This is a genomic window from Pedobacter faecalis, assembly GCF_030182585.1.
GTDB lineage: Bacteria > Bacteroidota > Bacteroidia > Sphingobacteriales > Sphingobacteriaceae > Pedobacter > Pedobacter faecalis.
The window spans coordinates 315,220-333,745 of sequence record NZ_JARXOW010000002.1 but is presented as its reverse complement, the minus strand read 5'-3'; the positions used below and the strand labels follow the sequence as shown (position 1 = coordinate 333,745).

Annotated in this window: 17 protein-coding genes; 9 read left to right on the top strand and 8 right to left on the bottom strand. The window is 49.2% G+C overall.

Annotation, left to right across the window (positions count from 1 at the left end; genetic code table 11):
• Position 1: 1 nt before the first annotated feature.
• Together QEP07_RS15135 and QEP07_RS15130 are read right to left on the bottom strand one after the other, a co-directional pair.
• Positions 2 to 1,489, bottom strand: coding sequence for an alkaline phosphatase PhoX (locus tag QEP07_RS15135; protein WP_285010982.1), 1,488 nt, complete (start codon positions 1,487 to 1,489; stop codon positions 2 to 4).
• 123 nt (positions 1,490 to 1,612) lie between these two features.
• Positions 1,613 to 3,055 (bottom strand): phytoene desaturase family protein, encoded by a 1,443-nt coding sequence (locus tag QEP07_RS15130; protein ID WP_285010981.1) that lies wholly within the window; start codon positions 3,053 to 3,055, stop codon positions 1,613 to 1,615.
• Positions 3,056 to 3,155: 100 nt separating this feature from the next.
• On the opposite strand from QEP07_RS15130, the gene QEP07_RS15125 reads away from it, so the two are divergent.
• A complete protein-coding gene (locus tag QEP07_RS15125; protein ID WP_256007410.1) occupies positions 3,156 to 4,046 on the top strand; it encodes an aldo/keto reductase in 891 nt (296 codons plus the stop codon).
• Between the two features lie 39 nt (positions 4,047 to 4,085).
• Here QEP07_RS15125 and QEP07_RS15120 read toward each other — a convergent pair whose 3' ends face one another.
• From QEP07_RS15120 to QEP07_RS15095, 6 genes are all read right to left on the bottom strand, one after another.
• Positions 4,086 to 4,658, bottom strand: coding sequence for a DUF4199 domain-containing protein (locus QEP07_RS15120; protein ID WP_256007409.1), 573 nt, complete (start codon positions 4,656 to 4,658; stop codon positions 4,086 to 4,088).
• A gap of 13 nt (positions 4,659 to 4,671) precedes the next feature.
• Positions 4,672 to 5,340, bottom strand: a complete 669-nt coding sequence (locus QEP07_RS15115) for a hypothetical protein (RefSeq protein WP_285010980.1) — start codon at positions 5,338 to 5,340, stop codon at positions 4,672 to 4,674.
• Positions 5,333 to 6,604: a dihydroorotase gene (locus tag QEP07_RS15110; protein WP_285011149.1), complete on the bottom strand. Its 1,272-nt coding sequence runs from the start codon at positions 6,602 to 6,604 to the stop codon at positions 5,333 to 5,335. The genes QEP07_RS15115 and QEP07_RS15110 overlap by 8 nt, the downstream gene beginning before the upstream one ends.
• A 4-nt stretch (positions 6,605 to 6,608) precedes the next feature.
• Positions 6,609 to 8,669 (bottom strand): BatA domain-containing protein, encoded by a 2,061-nt coding sequence (locus tag QEP07_RS15105; RefSeq protein ID WP_285010979.1) that lies wholly within the window; start codon positions 8,667 to 8,669, stop codon positions 6,609 to 6,611.
• Between the two features lie 41 nt (positions 8,670 to 8,710).
• The gene (locus tag QEP07_RS15100; RefSeq protein WP_285010977.1) at positions 8,711 to 10,213 is read right to left on the bottom strand and encodes a serine hydrolase domain-containing protein; all 1,503 of its coding nucleotides are present in this window, start codon (positions 10,211 to 10,213) and stop codon (positions 8,711 to 8,713) included.
• Between the two features lie 61 nt (positions 10,214 to 10,274).
• Positions 10,275 to 11,057: a helix-turn-helix transcriptional regulator gene (locus tag QEP07_RS15095; RefSeq protein ID WP_256007405.1), complete on the bottom strand. Its 783-nt coding sequence runs from the start codon at positions 11,055 to 11,057 to the stop codon at positions 10,275 to 10,277.
• Positions 11,058 to 11,374: 317 nt separating this feature from the next.
• Between QEP07_RS15095 and hisG the strand changes: the two genes are divergently transcribed.
• From hisG to hisIE, 8 genes are read left to right on the top strand one after another with little or no spacing between them, the layout of a single operon-like run.
• Positions 11,375 to 12,226 (top strand): ATP phosphoribosyltransferase, encoded by an 852-nt coding sequence (hisG, locus tag QEP07_RS15090; protein WP_256007404.1) that lies wholly within the window; start codon positions 11,375 to 11,377, stop codon positions 12,224 to 12,226.
• Positions 12,227 to 12,261: 35 nt separating this feature from the next.
• Complete coding sequence (hisD, locus tag QEP07_RS15085) at positions 12,262 to 13,551, top strand: histidinol dehydrogenase (protein WP_285010976.1); 1,290 nt, start codon at positions 12,262 to 12,264, stop codon at positions 13,549 to 13,551.
• 2 nt (positions 13,552 to 13,553) lie between these two features.
• Positions 13,554 to 14,618 (top strand): histidinol-phosphate transaminase, encoded by a 1,065-nt coding sequence (gene hisC, locus QEP07_RS15080; RefSeq protein WP_285010974.1) that lies wholly within the window; start codon positions 13,554 to 13,556, stop codon positions 14,616 to 14,618.
• A gap of 1 nt (position 14,619) precedes the next feature.
• Positions 14,620 to 15,753 carry a bifunctional histidinol-phosphatase/imidazoleglycerol-phosphate dehydratase HisB gene (hisB, locus tag QEP07_RS15075; RefSeq protein WP_285010972.1) on the top strand — a complete coding sequence of 378 codons (1,134 nt, stop codon included), beginning with the start codon at positions 14,620 to 14,622 and terminating at the stop codon, positions 15,751 to 15,753.
• 29 nt (positions 15,754 to 15,782) lie between these two features.
• Positions 15,783 to 16,388, top strand: a complete 606-nt coding sequence (hisH, locus tag QEP07_RS15070) for an imidazole glycerol phosphate synthase subunit HisH (protein ID WP_285010970.1) — start codon at positions 15,783 to 15,785, stop codon at positions 16,386 to 16,388.
• A 22-nt stretch (positions 16,389 to 16,410) separates the two neighbouring features.
• Positions 16,411 to 17,160, top strand: coding sequence for a 1-(5-phosphoribosyl)-5-[(5-phosphoribosylamino)methylideneamino]imidazole-4-carboxamide isomerase (gene hisA / locus QEP07_RS15065; protein ID WP_256007399.1), 750 nt, complete (start codon positions 16,411 to 16,413; stop codon positions 17,158 to 17,160).
• A 21-nt stretch (positions 17,161 to 17,181) separates the two neighbouring features.
• Positions 17,182 to 17,937: an imidazole glycerol phosphate synthase subunit HisF gene (gene hisF, locus QEP07_RS15060; RefSeq protein ID WP_285010968.1), complete on the top strand. Its 756-nt coding sequence runs from the start codon at positions 17,182 to 17,184 to the stop codon at positions 17,935 to 17,937.
• Positions 17,937 to 18,524, top strand: coding sequence for a bifunctional phosphoribosyl-AMP cyclohydrolase/phosphoribosyl-ATP diphosphatase HisIE (hisIE, locus tag QEP07_RS15055; protein ID WP_285010966.1), 588 nt, complete (start codon positions 17,937 to 17,939; stop codon positions 18,522 to 18,524). The genes hisF and hisIE overlap by 1 nt, the downstream gene beginning before the upstream one ends.
• Positions 18,525 to 18,526 lie beyond the last annotated feature (2 nt).

Sequence of the window (18,526 nt, the reverse complement as noted above, 5' to 3'; positions counted from 1 at the left end):
GTTATCTAGCTATGCCACGTACAATAACCACCTGGCCACCTTCGCTATTGTTTGTCAGACGAGTCGTTCCGCCGTCGGCATTGCGATACTTATTGTCTGTCCAGGTATGCGGGTGCAGGTTTACTGCAAAGGTTCCAGGGATACCGGTAAGATCTGACACGTCGTACATCGCACCGTATTCCCAGGTGCTCAACTGCAGATTTTTGGCAGGGTTATACTTAGCGCTGAATGCTGCATCATTACGTCTGTGATCCATTTGAAGCATGGCTTTCAAGGTTTTGTTCCCCATTGCAAACTGCCAGATCGTACCATCATGATTGTTGTTCTTATAGAACGAGTCACCATCCTCCTGGATGTACACATAATTCTCCGTTACACAAAGGTTATCAGGGTTTACAATGCTGCTGCCCGGGCTGTCATTTCCGTCTACCGCTACCTCTAGTTTACCTCTCAGCGGATCGTTAGCGTCGAGCACAAGCTTATACACGCGGCCCCACATCGTTTTGCCTGTTACCGGGGTAATCTTATCGGCCTGGCTAACACCTGTTGCCGTGAAATAAACCTCCCGTCCATTTGCAGCGCTTCCCTTACGATAATCGATATCCTCTACCCGTGCCAGCATCAATGCCTTCTTGTCGATGGTCTGCTGCTGCAATTGTGCACCTGTACTTGTTTTCACATTGTCGAGTTCCACAAACTCTACATTATAGCTCCGGCCCTTCACCATATTCGTCTCTACAGGGTCGTTGTTGTCCCGTTTCATCACGTAAAGCTTACCGTTGTTCAGATCGCCTTGCGCGGAAACGTACATGGCCAGCTGACCGTCGCTCTCATCTTCACCAATAAGGATAACAGATTTGCCAGGAAAGCTACCTTTAGGGAGAGGTACAGCATTTTCAGCGCTCCAGCGTCCCAGCGCCTGCAGCGTACGCTGATTATTCTTTTTATCGGCCGGCGCCAGAGGATCTATGGCGTGGATCATTGATTCTGCACCGCTCTCTCCAGCGGTAAGAAAGACTGGCTTGGCGAAACCATGCTCCTCCGGTGTTGCCATGGTAGCTGAGCAAAGGCGCGTCATACCACCATCGGAATCAACAATGTACTCACCCTTCACAGGCTTGAAGTTTTTATCCAGGTATACGCGTGAAACCGATTGCAGTATCTCATGATTGTTGATCATAATGAAACCGTTGCCTGCGGGATCTTTAATAATGCCAGCCCCGTCAGGCTGTGCGCCAAAAATAAAGTTGGGCGATTCAGGAAGTACATCGTCACTGCTGATCAGCGTCGTGATCTTCAGGCTTTCAAAACCGGGCATGGTTTTGAGCAGCGAGGGGTTTACAGAATAGTCTTTCAGTTCAACCGGGACGATCGGGTTGGTATCATCGTTCTTTTCCTTGTCCTTTTTACAGGCACTAAGCATGATTGTTGCAGTAAAAGCAAACACCGCTGCGTGAAGCGTGTGTCGGTTAAGTAGGTTTTTTGTCATGTCTGATGTTATATGCAGACAAACCTAGGGTATCGGTATAACCTCAATTTAAAAATGATGTTAAAAATAACTACCGTTTCGGGCAAACGAAGAGCGCCAGCGCAGACCAAAATCCGGCTCCTGCTAAAGGTCGCTCAAATGAATGGAAAAAACATCCTTAAGTGCCCGCTTTGCCGCATGATAGCCACACATGCCGTGAACGCCTCCTCCCGGCGGCGTAGAGGAGGAACAGATGTAAAGGCCTTTGGCCGAACTGCGGTATGGAGACATGCGCAGTGCCGGCCTGGTAAATAGCTGCGCCAGATCAATCACTCCCCCGTTGATATCACCGCCGATATAATTTGGATTGTATTCCTGCATCTGCGCCGTGTTCATCGTATGGCGGGCCAGGATCAGGTCGCGGAAGCCAGGCGCGAACCGTTCCACCTGGCCTTCTATAGCTGTAGTCATATCTTTGGTCGACCCATAGGGTACGTGGCAATAGGCCCAGGCGGTGTGCTTACCTGAAGGTGCCCGCGAGTCGTCGAACAGACTTTGCTGGGCAAGGAGTACAAAAGGCCTATCTGCATGTTTGCCCTGCCAGCATTCCCGCTCCGAAAACTCAATTTCCTCCATGGTGTTGCCTATATGAACGGTTCCTGCACGTCTCGCTTCTGCTGCTGTAAAAGGAACAGGGCCATCCAGTGCCCAATCTATTTTAAATACGCCCATACCGTAACGGTAACGCTCGAGCTGCCATTTGTAAATGGTCGAAAATCTGTGTCCGGCAATCTGCAGCATTTGCCGGGGGGTAACATCAAAAAGAACCGTCTTGGCGGTTGGAAGTTCGTCCAGACTGCGTACATACCAGTTGGTTTCGATGCGCCCGCCCAGACTGAGGAAGTAAGAAGAAAGCGCAGCGGCTATTTCGCCCGAGCCCCCAGCAGGCACGGGCCAGCCTTTGAGGTGTGCCGCAGCCATAAGTACCAGGCCAATCGCCGAGGTGCTTAGGTTGCTGAGCGGCTGTATCGAATGTGCTGCCATACCTGCCCACAGTCCGCGGGCCTTTGCCGTTTTGAAACGCCGCGACAGATAAGTGGCAGATGTGAGTGCCTTTAAGCCAAATGAGGCCAGCTTCAATGGATGCTTCGGAAAACGAAGCGGCCCGAGTACATCAGCCGCCAGATCGGGCCAGTCTTCCACAACAGGTCCCATTAGTTTTAAATACCTGCGCTCGTCGGCGCCCAGGCAGCGGGCTGTATCTCTCAGCGAACTGCTCAATACGGCCGCGGTCCCGTCGTCGAACGGATGGGCAGCGGCCAGCTCCGGGTAAAGGTAAGTTAACCCATGGTCGGACAGTGGCAGTGTCTGAAAGAAAGGTGAACCCACAGCAAGTGGGTGTATCGCCGAACATACGTCGTGCATAAAACCCGGAAGGGTGAGTTCGGCCGACCGCAATCCGCCGCCTATTTTATCCTTGCCTTCGATAAGTAGCACAGAGAGCCCTTCCTGCTGAAGGGTGATGGCGGCGGCCAGTCCGTTCGGCCCCGATCCTACAACAATGGCATCGTACGCGGTTTTGCTCATGACTCAATATCTGGGTGATTACTCAGTGCCTGGTGAAGATAACCAAAATCTCTTCTGGCCCGGTTTATGAATTGATTTTTTTCAATAGATTTGAGATGTTATGCAAAAGATATACATGGGAGACGCAGGCCCGAAAGTTTCGCCTGCCGTTTATGGTTTTTACAGATGGGATGACGTGGCCGACACATCAAAAACGTTGCGCAGGATTGTGGAACTCTGCCTGGAGCTCGGCATCAACACCTTTGAGCACAGCGACCATTACGGGAATTTTACCTGCGAAGAGTTGTTCGGCAACCTTATACAGGAGGGCGTAGTAAAACGCTCGGAAGTTGTGTTGTTTACCAAATGCGGATTAAACGTTCCGCATGCCGAAAATCCTGGCGTGCGCATCAGGCATTATAACACCTCCGCCAGCCAGATTACCAGCAGCGTAGAGCGTTCCCTGAAGAAGCTTAAGACAGATTACCTGGATATCCTGCTGCTCGACAAGCTCGACCCGATCTCTAACCTGGAGGAGACCGCCCTGACACTGGAAAAGCTTAAAGACTCCGGAAAAATAAAGAACATCGGCGTTGCTAATTTTACGGTATTCCAGCACCAGTTGCTGGCTTCATACCTCAACAAGCCGATCGTAACCAATCACATTGAACTTAACCTGCTCAACACGAAAGCTCTGGAAAACGGGCAGATCGACTATATCAAACAGCGCTACATGCGTCCTCTGGCTTATGCCCCCCTTGCTGAAGGACGGATCGCTGAGGGCAAAGATCCTCAGGCCGTAGCTGTAAGGAAGAAACTTGAGGAACTGAGCAGCAAATACAACGCAGACATCGAATCACTGGCCATTGCCTGGCTTAACAAGCTGGGTGCCCTGCCACTGATCGGAACACGCAACGAACAGCGCATCAGGAATATTGCCAATGCATTTTCGATCGATCTGGACCATCAGGACTGGTACGATCTGTATAATGTATCTACCGAAGGAGCATAAAAAAAGCCGGTCGCAAGACCGGCTTTTTTTAAATAAATTTTATTCCTCGTCGAACTGCAGATGCGGCGGAGGACTCTTTTTAAAGATAGCTGCAAAGATCAATGCTCCTATAAAGTACATCACCAGTTGTATACCCAGGCCTACCACCATCTGTGAAAAACTTGGGTCGAACTGCTTTTCCATATCGGCACTCTGCTTGCGCATAGCTTCATCGATGTCGTCCTGATCCATATTCATCGACTTGAGCATTCCCTCAGTCTTTTCATAGATAATTGCCTTCATACGTTCCGGGTATGTAGTATCAATATATTTCCCAAAGGCTATCGTAAAGAAGTAGACCACTACCGCTGAAATCATAAACATCACAAAAATGTGTGTAAGCGCCTGCCCGAAGGTCCAATATCCTCCGATCTTTTTACGCATGTCCAGGATCAGCGCTATGGCAATAAGCAGACCCACGATCATCTGGCCTATAAACATGATCGTCGATCCCATCATATCGGGAAGGACATAGTTGGTGAAAAGAAACAGGACAATACTTACCGCAGCCATAATAAGCCCGTTTTTAATAGATTCCTGTTTGATATTGACGTTCGTCGCAGTTGTTTCCATAATTTCTTTCAGATTACTTATTAAAGTTAGCAATCAATGCGTAAACCGCCACATCAAAAGTTTTATTTTCACTGTACTTTTCGATCTCGCTTTCCAGTTTCAGATCACCTCCCGGCTCTAAGAAGAAGCTCATGAACGAAACAAACAGTTCCCTGATCTCCTCCGTCTCCGGGATTTGCAATGCATGCCTGCAGATGTCCTGTACGCTGCTTTCCGCAAGCTGCTGATTGCTGATCAGCTCCTCGTAAATGTGGAACTCATCCTGAAACTCGTCCTCTTCCACCAGCAAAAACTCCTTCAGGAAGTCGCCAAGTTCCGGCTCTATATCCTCATCGTGACATTCATTGATGTACAGCAGCAGGTTAAGCAGTTCAGTACCCCGGTCGAGCGTCTGTTCCTCAATAGCTTCCCACTCTGGTGAATCGAGGTAATCTTCCTCCAGTTTCTTTACGTCGCTTGCAAAGAAATTGATCATCAGCAAATCAAAATAGGTTTCCCGAAGCTCTTCAAAAGCCGGGTAATCGTCCATAGCCGCATCAAAGGCATCTACCTTTTCCATAAAGCCTGCTTCCATGTCGAACACGCCGACCAGTTTATCCATTAGGCTAGCAGATTCCTGACCGCTTACCCGCGTAAAGCTTTCCAATGATGCCGTCAGAGCGGCCTTTACATGATTATCCATAGGTTTCTATTTGACTATTGTTGCATACCAACCTTACCTTACCGGTAAGCGTTTTGTTCATCAGCGGCGTGTTGGCGGATTTTGAACGGTTATTCTCTTCTGTATAGGTCCACGCCCCGACAGGATCGTAAAGTACCACATTAGCGGCGGTATCCTCGGTGATGACCGGGACTTCCAGCTTAAGGAGGTTCCTTGGATTCAGGGCAAGCACACGTGCAATCTCCTCTCCTTCTAGTCCGGCCTGAAGTAATAAAGAGAGCGTAGTTTGCAATCCTGTAACCCCATACGAGGCAATTTCAAACTCTACTGCCTTAAATTCGATCTCATGCGGACGATGCTGCGATACCACCGCGTCTATCGTTCCGTCTTTCAGTCCACGCCGCAAAGCCTCTACATCTGCCTGGCCCCGCAACGGTGGCTTTACTTTATAATTGCTGTCAAAATCGTTCAGCAGTTCCTCTGTCCACACCAAATGATGTGCAGCTACATCGCAGGAGACCTTCAGGCCCTTAGCTTTAGCGCTGCGCATCAGTTCCACAGCACCTGCGGTTGATATGGTGCTGATGTGTACGGGCGCCTCGTAGTGTTCGGCAAGGAACAGGTCGCGGCTAACGTGCATTTCCTCGGCCAGGGCCGGAATGCCTTTCATGCCCAGCAGGACACTTGTGCCGCTCTCATTCACCTGAGATTTACCGGCTATCGACTTATTCTCCGGGTAGGTCATAATAAGACTACCAAAACCTTTGGCATACTGCATGGCCCTGCTCATGAAACCATCATCAGCAATCGGCTTATCGCCATCCGTAAAAGCAACCGCCCCGGCAAGCTTCATATCGTACATCTCTGCGAGTTCCTTGCCTTCGCGGTTCTGGCTCACTGCACCAAGCGGGTACACGCTCACCAAACCACCACTGGCGCGGTTCTTTATATATTCCACCTGAGCTTTCGATTGCACGACCGGCGCCGTATCGGGCAGTACAGCAATACCCGTGAAGCCCCCTGCCGCCGCCGCTGCAGTGGCCGTAGTGATGTCTTCACGCGTTTCATAACCCGGATCGCCCACGGAACAGTTGAGATCAAAGAACCCGGGAGAGAGCACCAGACCTTTGCCTTCTATCACCTCAACATCCTTTGTGACATCTGCTGCAGTACCCGCCGCGGACACTGCCGTAATCCTGCCGGCCTCTATACGCACATCACATTGCTGCCCGTTATATTTGCTGTTCGGATCGGCTATCGTTACGCTCTTTAAGAGAAGGTTCATCATACTAAATTATCGTTTTATTTACTTGTTTGTTGCTTGCATCATAAAATCGGATCAGCAATACCTCTGCGATCAGGCAAAGTATCGCGAAAATAGCACAAAGTTTCCAGAACTCTGTAGCTTCGCCCCTGGTATGTATGCTGATGGAGCCGGTATCGGTTTTCGCATTCAAAAGACGCCCATGTGCCTTACCCGCCAGCGTGCGCAGCTCACTATCGGACGCATAAGTCATGTCCGACTCCAGCCGGTTGTCGTTAAAAGCCAATACTGCCAAGGTAGAATCGCCGAGTTTCAGATCGTAAAATCCCGCCTCGCGAATCTGGTCGGCCACGTACAAGGTTGTTTTACCCGGGCTCTGCCGTACCTCCGGGATCACCTCAAAAGTGCCTGTCGACAATCTCGGTACCTGCTTGTCGGGCAAACTGATTCTTCCAGTCTCGAGCAGGTTGTCTCGCCCCGCAATATAGAACAGTGGCTGCGGCCTGGAACTGCTAAACGCAGCCTTAAACATCAGTGGCAGAAAAATCGGATGCCGGGCCAGGTTGCTATCCTCCTCACTTAGCGATACCGCCGAGAGGTATACACGCCCGTCGCCCAGAAGATAACCTGAGAGTAAACCTCTGTTCAGCGGCAGGCTTAGGATATTTTGCCGGCCCAGCTTTCCTGCAGGACCATACTCGAAATACCGCGTGACCTGCGGCAGATCCATTTGGGCAGGTATCTGCTCAAACACATCATCAAACAGCTCACTGCTCAGATCGGCAGAACTGCGCAGTGAGGCTTCCTTGTGAAGTTCTTTTACCTGTGGCAATGAAAGTCCCGCCAGAAAGGCATTGTGCACGGGGGGCTCTATCTCCGTATCTGGAAAAATAATCAGGGAAGCCCCGCTCTGCACCTGTGTTTTCAGCTCTGCGGCCAGCCCGGCAGAAAGCTGCTTCAGGCCGGACACCACGATAAGTTGATAATTCCCTAGCGCTGAATACTGGATGTTGCCTTCCGGCATCTCCTTAAGCTCAAAGTATGGATCTGATCTGAAAAGGGAACGGATCACGGGACTGGACAAATCGCCGCTGATGTGCAGTACAGGCATTTTTGTGCTTACCGGAAAACTGAAGTTCAGCACGTCGTCGAAGGTAAGCGGATAATCCGTGATGCGAAGTTCTGCCTTTTGCCAGGCTGCATTGAGGCCGCTGAACGATAAGGTGTCTTTTACTGTTCGTAAGGCGGGAACGGATACCGTTCGTACGGCTTTCTGCCGACCGCCTATACTAAGTTTCAAGGGTACCTGCTCGGCGTCCTCCATTCCGAAATTTTTAAGTTGAACAACGAGTTGCACAGGCTGGCCGGGCCGATGTACGGGCGACAAGCTCCAGAGGGTGTCGACAGTTATATTCGGCTGACTGTTGGCGTCCAGCTTTACAAAATGATAACCGGCAGCCGGCACGAATCCGGCAACCGGCTTCTTCCCTAAAAAGCTCTTTTGAAAATCGGACAAGAGGTAAAACACCTGGTTTTGTGCTTTAACCGCGTCAGTTTGCTGACGGTAGATGACCTGCTGCAAATTTCGGGAGGAAGGCGAGATATTCACTTCTGCCAGCAGATCGATGAATTCCTGGCGGTCGACCAGCCGCTGGTGCCTGCCCTCAAAATCATTGGTAATGAGTTGAAACCGGTCGTTCAGTCCGTACGTCTTGGCAATCTCCGCAGCTTTTCGCTTAGCCTCGTCGAGCAGCGTACCCTCCCGGTTCAGCGTTTGCATACTATAGGAATTGTCGACATAAACACTCACCACCGTACGCGCATCGGGACTGACCGCCTGGTTACCCGCGGATATATAAGGACGGGCAAATGCAAGTACAAGAAATACAATGGCCAGGATCCGGCTCAACAGCACGAGCCGGTGTTTCAATTTCCTGCCCGTTGCATGCTCCTGCTGCAGCGACACCAGAAACTGGACATTACTAAAATAAACGCGCTTTAACTTCCTGAAATTGAAAAGATGAATTACAATAGGAATTGCTATTGCCCCCAGTGCGAAAAGGAAACCTGGATATAGGAAATTCATTAAAAATCAAAGGTAAGTATTCGGGCTTAAGTTTGGTAAATTTATTGTGTGGTACTTTCAAGGCGCCGAAGTGCCTTTAACGAATCCTGGTTGTCGGGGTTAAGTTGTACCGACTTCCGGTACATATCAAGCGCATCGGCCTGCTGCCCGATTTGCTCCAAAGCCTCAGCATAACTGTTAAAGGCATTGTCGCTTGCCGGGAATAAAAAACAGTTGATCTTGAAGACCTCAAGAGCCTTTTGCTGAATCTTATCATGCAGCAGAGCGTACCCCAGGTTGTTTATGTCGTTTTCGTTTAGGGTATAGTTAAGCGTGTCATTGCGAAGCTTCATGAGTAGTTTCGCTGCAGCGTCAGCCTTCATTGTCATGAGCCAGCGACCGTACAAGCGGGCAAGATTCTTTTTTGAGGGTACAACCTGCCGCCCGTTCAGCAGCCGTAGACCGTTCAAGGCATTATTATAAATTCCTTCACTGCCCATATTGTCTAGAATGATCACCGTTGACGCCGAGCTGGGATCAAACAAAAGGATAGTGACCGCACCCGACATTCCGCCCGCATGGAACAACGTTCCCGCTCTGGGGCTTTGGTTGAAGACAAACCATCCCAAGCCGTTTACGGTGCTGCCCATACTTCCAATGTTCATCCATACGGCATTTGGCCGACCGTTCTGTAAACTGGTGCCTGTCGTCGCATGAGTCACCATAGCCGGGGACACCAAACGTCCGCCGAAAAATGCCTGGCTAAATTTGAGCAGATCCCGGCATGTGCTGACAATGTTACTATGCCCGTAAGCGCGTTCCGTATAGTCGCCCCCACTATTGTCTACCCTTTCACGGTATGGTGCATACCTTTTAGGGTAGTCATAATTGCGTGCCTGCCAAATTCTCTCGTCTTTTTGCGACATGCGGAGATAGGTATGCTCCATGCCCGCAGGGCTCCATATATACCTATTCAGATAATGTGGAAAACCGAGACCAGACACCTTTTCGACCAAAGTAGCTAGCAATTCGAAGCCAAGATTGCTGTACCACCACTTTTCACCAGGCTTTAGCTTTAACTTCACTTTCGCTTCAGCAAGCATAGCTACGAGGTCGGCGTTGCAGTGTCGGCGCCCCAGCCTGCGTTCAAAGGCTGCCTGGGCGTCCGACAAATCCTGATCTGAAAGCCCGGAACTGTGAGAAAGCAATTGCGCGATCGTAATATCTTTGTATGGAAACTGAGGGAAGTAATGGGAGAAGCGCTCACTCAGATTCAGCTTTCCGGTTTCAGCCAGTTGCATAATGGCGACAGCAGTAAAAGGTTTTGATAGAGAGGCCAGCTGAAATGCTGTAGCCGCTTCATTACGTCGCTTATGTTGTATGCTGGCCCAACCAAAATATCGCTCATAAAGCACCTGTCCTTTGGACGCCACCAGTACACCCCCGTTCAAGCGGCCCTCGGCCGCCAGGCTGGAATAGAAGCTATCAAGCCTAGCGGGTAAATGTTGCGCGGCGACATTTCCAAACAGACCAAGCATCGATAAAAGCAGAACAATTTTTTTCATGCCGTAAAACTAAGCCAGATCATACTTTAAAAATAGAACAGGATTTGCCTGCCCATGGAACTTACCAACGTTCAAAAGCCTTGGGCAGGAGGCCGGTATTCGCTTTAAACGCCCTGATAAAATGACTTTGGTCAGCAAACCCACACATTAAGGCGACAGTAGTGAGCGAATATTTGCCCGACCTGATCAGTGCAACGGCCCGGCCAACCTTCAATTTTCGGGTATATGAACTTAGCGTTCCGCTAAAATATCGGCTGAATGACTTTGAGATGGTAATCGGGTGTACGCCTGCAGCCTCCGCAATTTCAACTAGGCCAGGCCATCTGTACCAGTTATCCTCCAGAAACGTCCGTACCACAGCAACCCAATCTGGCTCCAACCTTCCCAGGGGGGCACTTGCCGCAGCCCCAAGGATCATTGTAGCCGTCTGCTGCAGATCGGCACCGGGATAAAAAAGTTCATGTAAAACTCTGATAATATCGGCCGCCTGTAACCCCCGTCCTGCTACAGCTTTTTCCAATTGTATCGGCGTTAGTCCGCTCATTAAAAAAAAATCCTCACTCAGTTCAAGATTGATGTTGCGCGAAGGAAACAGCGTATGATCATTTCGGTGAAGTTCCCCATGGTGGTAGAAAACCACTTGCCCGCTGCTGAGTTGCAACTCCCTCCGTGGACGCTTTTCGAGGTTACCGCCATTGAGAACAAGCGTGAGGTGCGCACAATGGTGCGAATGCCAGCCTGAATATACGGGCTGCCTGTAGCTCGTATCAACAATCGTAAGGCCGTCTGACTCAAACCGCGTTATGTTCTCCCCAAGATATTCACCTTTGCCTAGTGTGACCATCGACGCTAAGATAAGAACTTTGCGTCGGGATATGGCAAGCATACCGGCAATAGTCAGTACCTGGGTGAATTAGAGATTCCGCCGATTTAATTGTGAAAAGCTGTTTTGATTTCACAAAGCGTTTTTTATATTTGCATCGCCTCGGAGATGCTAGTCATTGTTGATAAGGAACTTAAATAAGTTATGAATACAATTTTGAACCATCACTTACATTTTCATCATCGCCTGGCGGCGATGTAATATGTAATGTTTTGTACTTCAAAACTTGTTTCGACTTTATTTCTTGTTCATTAATTCAATAATTCTAAAAGCATATAGTGAAAACACTCAAAATAGCTATCCAGAAATCGGGTAGATTAAACGAAAAATCAGTAGAGATCCTTAAAAATTGTGGTTTGTCTTTCGAGAACTACAAGAGCTCGTTAATATCCTCTGTCACCAATTTTCCGCTGGAGATACTCTTCCTTCGTGATGATGATATCCCGGAATATGTGCAGGACGGCATTGCCGATCTGGGTATTGTTGGTGAAAATGTGATTGTAGAGGCGGGCGCTGAGGTGACCTACCTGCAGCGGCTTGGCTTCGGTAAATGCACCCTGAAGATTGCCGTGCCTAACGACAGCAGCATTACCGAGGTGAGCCAGTTGAAGGGCAAGGCGATTGCAACCTCCTACCCGGTTATCCTGGAGAAGTACCTTAAGGAAAATAATGTGGATGCTGAAGTGCGCACCATATCCGGATCGGTAGAGATCGGCCCGGGCCTGGGGTTAAGCGATGCGATCTGCGATATTGTGTCGACCGGCGGAACACTGAAAAGCAATGGTCTGAAACCTTTCTCGGAAGTGATGAAATCGGAAGCCGTGCTGATTGGCAAGGAGGGGTCTGACCTGCTGCCGGAAGTTCAGGAACTCCTGCAAAGGATACGTTCTGTACTACGCGCCAAGGAGACAAAATATGTGGTATTGAACGTGGCAAAAAGCAACCTGCAAAAAATCGTGGACCTGCTGCCAGGCGTGAAAAGTCCGACCGTAGTGCCTTTGTTTGACGAGGATTGGGTGGCTGTGCACTCAGTCATCGCAGAGCATGATTTCTGGGAGAAAATAAACCTTTTAAAGGCAGCCGGTGCACAGGGAATAATGGTGATGCCGATAGAAAAAATCATTGCATAAGCATTAACTATTAATTAATAATAAAATATAAATCATTGAAAATCTACAGATATACTGATTTATCTAAAGAGGAAATTGAATCGATTTGCCTACGCCAGCTTGAAGACGATGCCAGTATACAGCAACAGGTTGAAACTATTGTAAAGCGGGTAAAAGTGGAAGGTGACACGGCCTTGTTCGACTATGCCAAACAGTTTGACAGGGTGGAAATGGAGCGTCTTTGGTTGGGTCCTGAAGAGCTTGAAATGATAGCAGCTTCTATTCCCGCAGAGGGCAAACGGGCTATCGATATCGCTTACGAAAACATCCGGGCATTTCACGCTGCACAGGCTTGCCGCGAGGAGAAGATTGACACGATGCCCGGGATAACCTGCTGGAGGGAAAGCCGAGCGATAGATCGTGTTGGTTTGTACGTCCCGGGCGGATCGGCTGTACTGCCGAGTACTTTCCTGATGCTAGGCGTTCCGGCAACGCTGGCAGGCTGCCGGGAGATTGTGGTATGTTCTCCTCCGCAAAAGGATGGCAAGACGAACTGCTATGTGGCCTATGTGGCGATGAAGCTCGGTATTGAGCGAATATACCTCATCGGCGGCGCGCAGGCTGTAGCAGCGATGGCCTTCGGTACGGAGACTGTACCCCAGGTTTACAAGATCTTCGGGCCGGGCAATCGCTATGTGACTCAGGCTAAACAATTGGTACAGTCGGCCGCCGGAACTGCGATTGATATGCCTGCTGGTCCATCGGAGGTTTTGGTACTTGCGGATGAGACTGCCAATCCGTCATACTTAGCATCCGACCTGCTTGCACAGGCAGAGCATGGTACTGATTCTCAGTCAATTTTGGTGGCTACCTCAAGTTCCATACTAGACGAGACAATGAAGGAACTGGAGGCGCAGCTGGCCGTCTTACCAAGGAGGGATGTAACCGCTAAAGCGATTGCCAACTCGTATGCCGTACTGGTCGATAGCCTCGAACAGGGTATGGAATTCAGCAATGTGTACGCGCCGGAACACCTCATTGTGGCTTCAGAAAAGTATGAGAAACTGCTGCCGCTGATCCGCAATGCGGGTTCGGTATTTCTGGGCAACCTGACGCCGGAGAGCGCGGGCGACTATGCTTCGGGAACTAACCATACGCTTCCGACAAGCGGCTTTGCAAAAGCATACTCAGGGGTATCACTCGACGCTTTCGTTAAGAAAATCACTTTTCAGTATATCGACCGGCAGGGACTGGGGCAGATTGGGCAAACCGTAGAGACACTTGCGGAGGCTGAAGGCCTGCAGGCGCACAGAAACGCGGTGAGCATACGATTAAAAGACATTTAACCATGGACATAACGAGTTTACAGAGAGAAAACATAAAGAACCTGAAGCCTTACTCTACGGCGAGGGACGAATACAAGGGCCAGGCCAGTGTATTTCTGGACGCCAATGAAAACAGCTTTGGTTCACCGCTGAACGGTGAGCTGAGCAGTGCTTTGCAAAAGGACTACAACCGTTATCCTGATCCCCTGCAACTGGATTTGAAGGATGCGATCAGCAAGATTAAAGGGGTGCCGATTGAGAATACTTTCCTGGGCAACGGAAGTGACGAGGCGATAGACCTTCTTTACCGGGCTTTTTGCGAGCCTGGGGTGGACAATGTGATCATCCTCCCCCCAACTTACGGCATGTATGAGGTTTCGGCAGGCATCAACAATGTGGAGGTGCGCCGGGTGAACCTTACGCCCCAGTTTCAACTGGACCTTGACGGCATTGCAGAAGCGATCGATGAGCATACGAAAGTGATCTTTATCTGCTCACCAAACAATCCGACGGGTAATTCAATCATCCGTACAGATATCGAAACCATACTGGCTAATTTTAAGGGTCTTGTGGTAATCGACGAGGCTTATATCAATTACGCCAAGCAGCGCAGTTTTATCCAGGAGCTGACGGAATACCCGAACCTGGTTGTGCTCCAGACCTTCTCAAAGGCGTGGGGACTTGCGGCTTTGCGGCTGGGAATGGCTTTTGCATCGAGACAGGTGATCGATATTTTTAACAAGGTGAAGCCTCCGTACAACATCAATCAAGCTACTCAGGACATTGCCTTAAATGCGCTGAAAAACATTGAACAGGTGAATGAATGGATCAGGGTTACGGTGGCCGACCGGGAGCAACTGATTGCGGACTTGCAGGAGCTGGACAGCGTGCTTAATGTTTATCCTTCAGATGCTAATTTTATACTGGCTAAAGTTAAGGATGCGACCGGAACATATAATGCGCTGGTAGATCAGGGGATTATTATCCGCGATCGCTCTAAGGTAACACTTTGCGAGGGCTGCCTGAGGATTACGATTGGGACACCGGAAGAGAACAAAACGCTGCTGGCAGCGCTAAAAGATATTTAACATGAAAAAAGTACTCTTTATAGACCGTGACGGCACGCTGATCAAAGAACCGGAAGATGAGCAGATTGACTCATTTGCCAAGCTGGAATTTTATCCGCGGGCTTTGTATTACCTGTCGAGGATTGCGGCAGAGCTTGACTACACGCTGGTGATGGTGACCAATCAGGATGGTTTAGGAACGGATTCACATCCGGAGGAGAATTTCTGGCCGGTGCATAATTTCATCATGGACACCTTTGCGGGCGAAGGCGTAGTATTCAGTGAGGTGATTATTGACAAGACCTTTGCGAATGAGAACGCAATTACGCGCAAGCCGAACACGGGTTTGCTGCAGCATTTTCTGGGCGAGGGTTTTGACCTGCCGAATTCTTATGTGATTGGCGACAGGCTCAATGATGTGATCCTGGCGAAGAACCTTGGCGCAAAAGCGATATGGCTGCGTAATAATGACGCCCTAGGATCGGGCGAGATGCTGGAGAAAGCGGAGTCCCTGGGCGCGCATATTTCCCTGGAAACGCAAAAATGGGAAGATATTTACACGATGCTGAAAGCGGGAAGCCGGCGGGTAAAGCATGAGCGTAATACCAATGAGACGAAAATAGCCATCGCTATTGATCTTGACGGTACCGGAAAAGCGGAAGTTTCTACCGGTCTGCATTTCTTTGATCATATGCTGGATCAGATTGCCCGTCACGGCAGTGTAGACCTGAGCATTAAAACGGAGGGCGACCTGCACATCGACGAGCACCATACGATAGAAGACACGGGTATTGCACTGGGTGAGGCTTTTGCAAAAGCCATTGGCAATAAACTCGGCCTGGAAAGATACGGATTCTGTTTGCCGATGGACGATTGTCTGGCCCAGGCGGCGATTGATTTCGGGGGGCGTCCATGGATTGTATGGGATGCGGAATTTAAACGGGAAAAGGTCGGCGATATGCCGACGGAGATGTTCTATCATTTCTTCAAATCGTTTACCGATGCGGCAAAGTGTAACCTGAATATTAAAGCTGAGGGTGAGAATGAGCATCATAAGATAGAGGCGATTTTCAAGGCCTTTGCAAAAGCCATTAAAATGGCGATAAAGCGGGATCCTGAGAAGCTGATACTGCCAAGTACAAAAGGGGTATTATAATTGCTTATCTTTGTGTATTGACTAACGATATGATCGGGATTGTAAACTATGGTGCGGGAAATATCTTTTCCCTGACTTCGGCACTGGAACGACAAGGGATTGCCTACGGGATGGTGAATGAGGAAGCTGATCTGGAAAAGTATACGCACATTATTATTCCTGGTGTGGGCCATGCCGGCGCCGCAATGAAGAAGCTGGAGCAAACGGGACTGATTAAGCCGCTTAAGGCATTAAAAAAGCCTGTTCTGGGTATTTGCGTTGGCATGCAACTGCTCACCGCCCACTCTGAAGAGGGGGATGCTGATATGATGGCTGTGGTTCCGGTAAGAACGCGTTTGTTTGACCGTGAAAAAGGCATTAAGATTCCGCATATGGGCTGGAATAACGTTGCCCACCATAACAATTCGCTGTTTGAGGGCATTGCGCCTGATGCACAATTTTATTTTGTGCATTCGTACTTTATTGAATATAACCCTATTTTTGACATCGCTACAGCGGAGTATGGCCTGCCTTTCTCTGCGGGGGTGCAGAAAGATAACTTTTACGGGGTGCAGTTTCATCCTGAAAAATCCGGGGCAGCCGGCGAACGTTTATTGAAGAACTTTTCAAAATTAGAATGCCCGGAGCGGCTGTAAATTTTAAACTTAAAACACTAAAATGTATATAATTCCTGCAATTGATATACTGGACGGAAAGGTGGTCCGGCTAAGAGAGGGCGACTACGATCAGAAAACAGTGTATGATGTTTCGATAGAAGACATGATTAATACGTACCGCTCTAACGGTACCGAGTTTATACACATCATTGACCTGAATGGCGCCAAAGGCGATTTCAGCAATCAAAAGACTTTATTTGATATCATTAAGAAAACGGACATGCGGGTGCAGTATGGGGGGGGTATACGTACCATACAGCAGGTGACAGACTTGCTTGATGCCGGAATACACCGGGTGATCGTGGGTACGCAGGCCATTACCAATCCTAACTTTCTGAAAGAACTGAGCACGGAAGTGGGCAAGAAATATGACTATGCAAACCGCATCGTGATCGCTATTGATGTGCTTGATGAGGTGATCAAGTATAGCGGCTGGATGGAAAGCTCGCCAATCAAGCTGATGGACTATGTGGATAAGTGCCTGCAGTTGGGCTTTTTCAGATTTTTGTGCACGGACATCAATAAAGACGGCAAGCTTGGCGGTGCGGCGGTAGATCTGTACAGAAAACTGCTCGACCACTCTCCTTTTATCAAGCTGATCGCATCTGGCGGAATCAGTTCCATGGCGGATATTGAAGAACTGGCTAAGCTGGATATCCGCTCGGTAGTGGTGGGTAAAGCCATCTACGAAAATCGCATCTCTATTGAGGAGATTAAGCAATGGAACCTGAAACAGATGACCTCCTTGTAGAGACAGGCATTAGTAGAAAGCATGTTAAGCAAACGCATTATTCCCTGCCTGGATGTTAAGGACGGCCGTACTGTAAAAGGCGTTAATTTTGTTGACCTGAAGGATGCCGGTGACCCTGTGGAATTGGCCTGGCAATACGCGCAGCAGGGTGCTGATGAACTGGTATTCCTGGACATTACGGCTACACATGAACGCCGGGGTACGACCATTGAGATGGTGAAGGCGGTAGCCAGGCAACTGAATATTCCGTTTACCATAGGCGGAGGGATTACTTCCGTTGCTGATGCTGAGGCCCTGCTGAATTCGGGGGCCGACAAGATCAGCATTAATTCTGCGGCGGTCAGGGATCCTTCGCTGATTGCAGAACTGGCAAATGCTTTCGGTGTACAGTTTGTGGTGGTTGCCGTAGACACTAAGCTGGTTGACGGCCGGAACATGGTACACCTGAACGGAGGCAGATTGATTACGGAGCTGCAAACGGAAGACTGGATTATTGAGGCGGAAAGCCTGGGTGCGGGCGAGATTCTACTGACTTCGATGGATCATGACGGCACGAAGAACGGATTTGACTGTCCGCTGCTCGATAAAATATCGCGTTCAATAAACATTCCGGTTATTGCTTCGGGCGGAGCCGGCAAGATGGAACATTTTACAGAGGTGTTCCAGAAAACTGGCGTTGATGCTGCGCTTGCGGCATCTGTATTTCATTTTGGTGAGATACCTATTCCGGAATTAAAGAAAGAACTAAAGAAACACAACATACCTGTAAGGCTGTAATGAAGATAGATTTTGAAAAGACCGGCGGCATGGTTCCGGTGATTATACAGGATGAAAAGACACTTGAAGTGCTCATGCTGGGTTATATGAACCAGGAAGCATGGGATAAGACGCAGGCGGAGGGTAAAGTCACTTTCTTTTCCCGCAGCAAGAAGCGGTTGTGGACCAAAGGCGAGGAAAGCGGCAATTTCCTGTTTGTGAAAGAAACGCATATAGACTGCGATAACGATACCCTGCTGATTAAGGTTAGCCCTGTAGGCCCGACCTGCCATACGGGCTCACGCAGCTGTTTTAAAACGGACTATAACCATAACTTCATCTTTAAGCTGGAACAAATCATTGCCGACAGGTACGAAAACCCTTCTGCTGAGTCTTATGTAAATAAGCTGCGCAACAAAGGCTTAAATAAGATTGCCCAGAAAGTGGGCGAAGAAGGTGTGGAAACGGTGATTGCTGCACTTGCGGAAACAGACTCGGACTTTATCAATGAGAGTTCTGACCTGATCTTTCACCTGCTGGTACTGCTCCGGGAAAAAGGAAAAACTTTGGCCGACCTGGGGCTTAACCTGGAAGGACGTCATAAATAAAT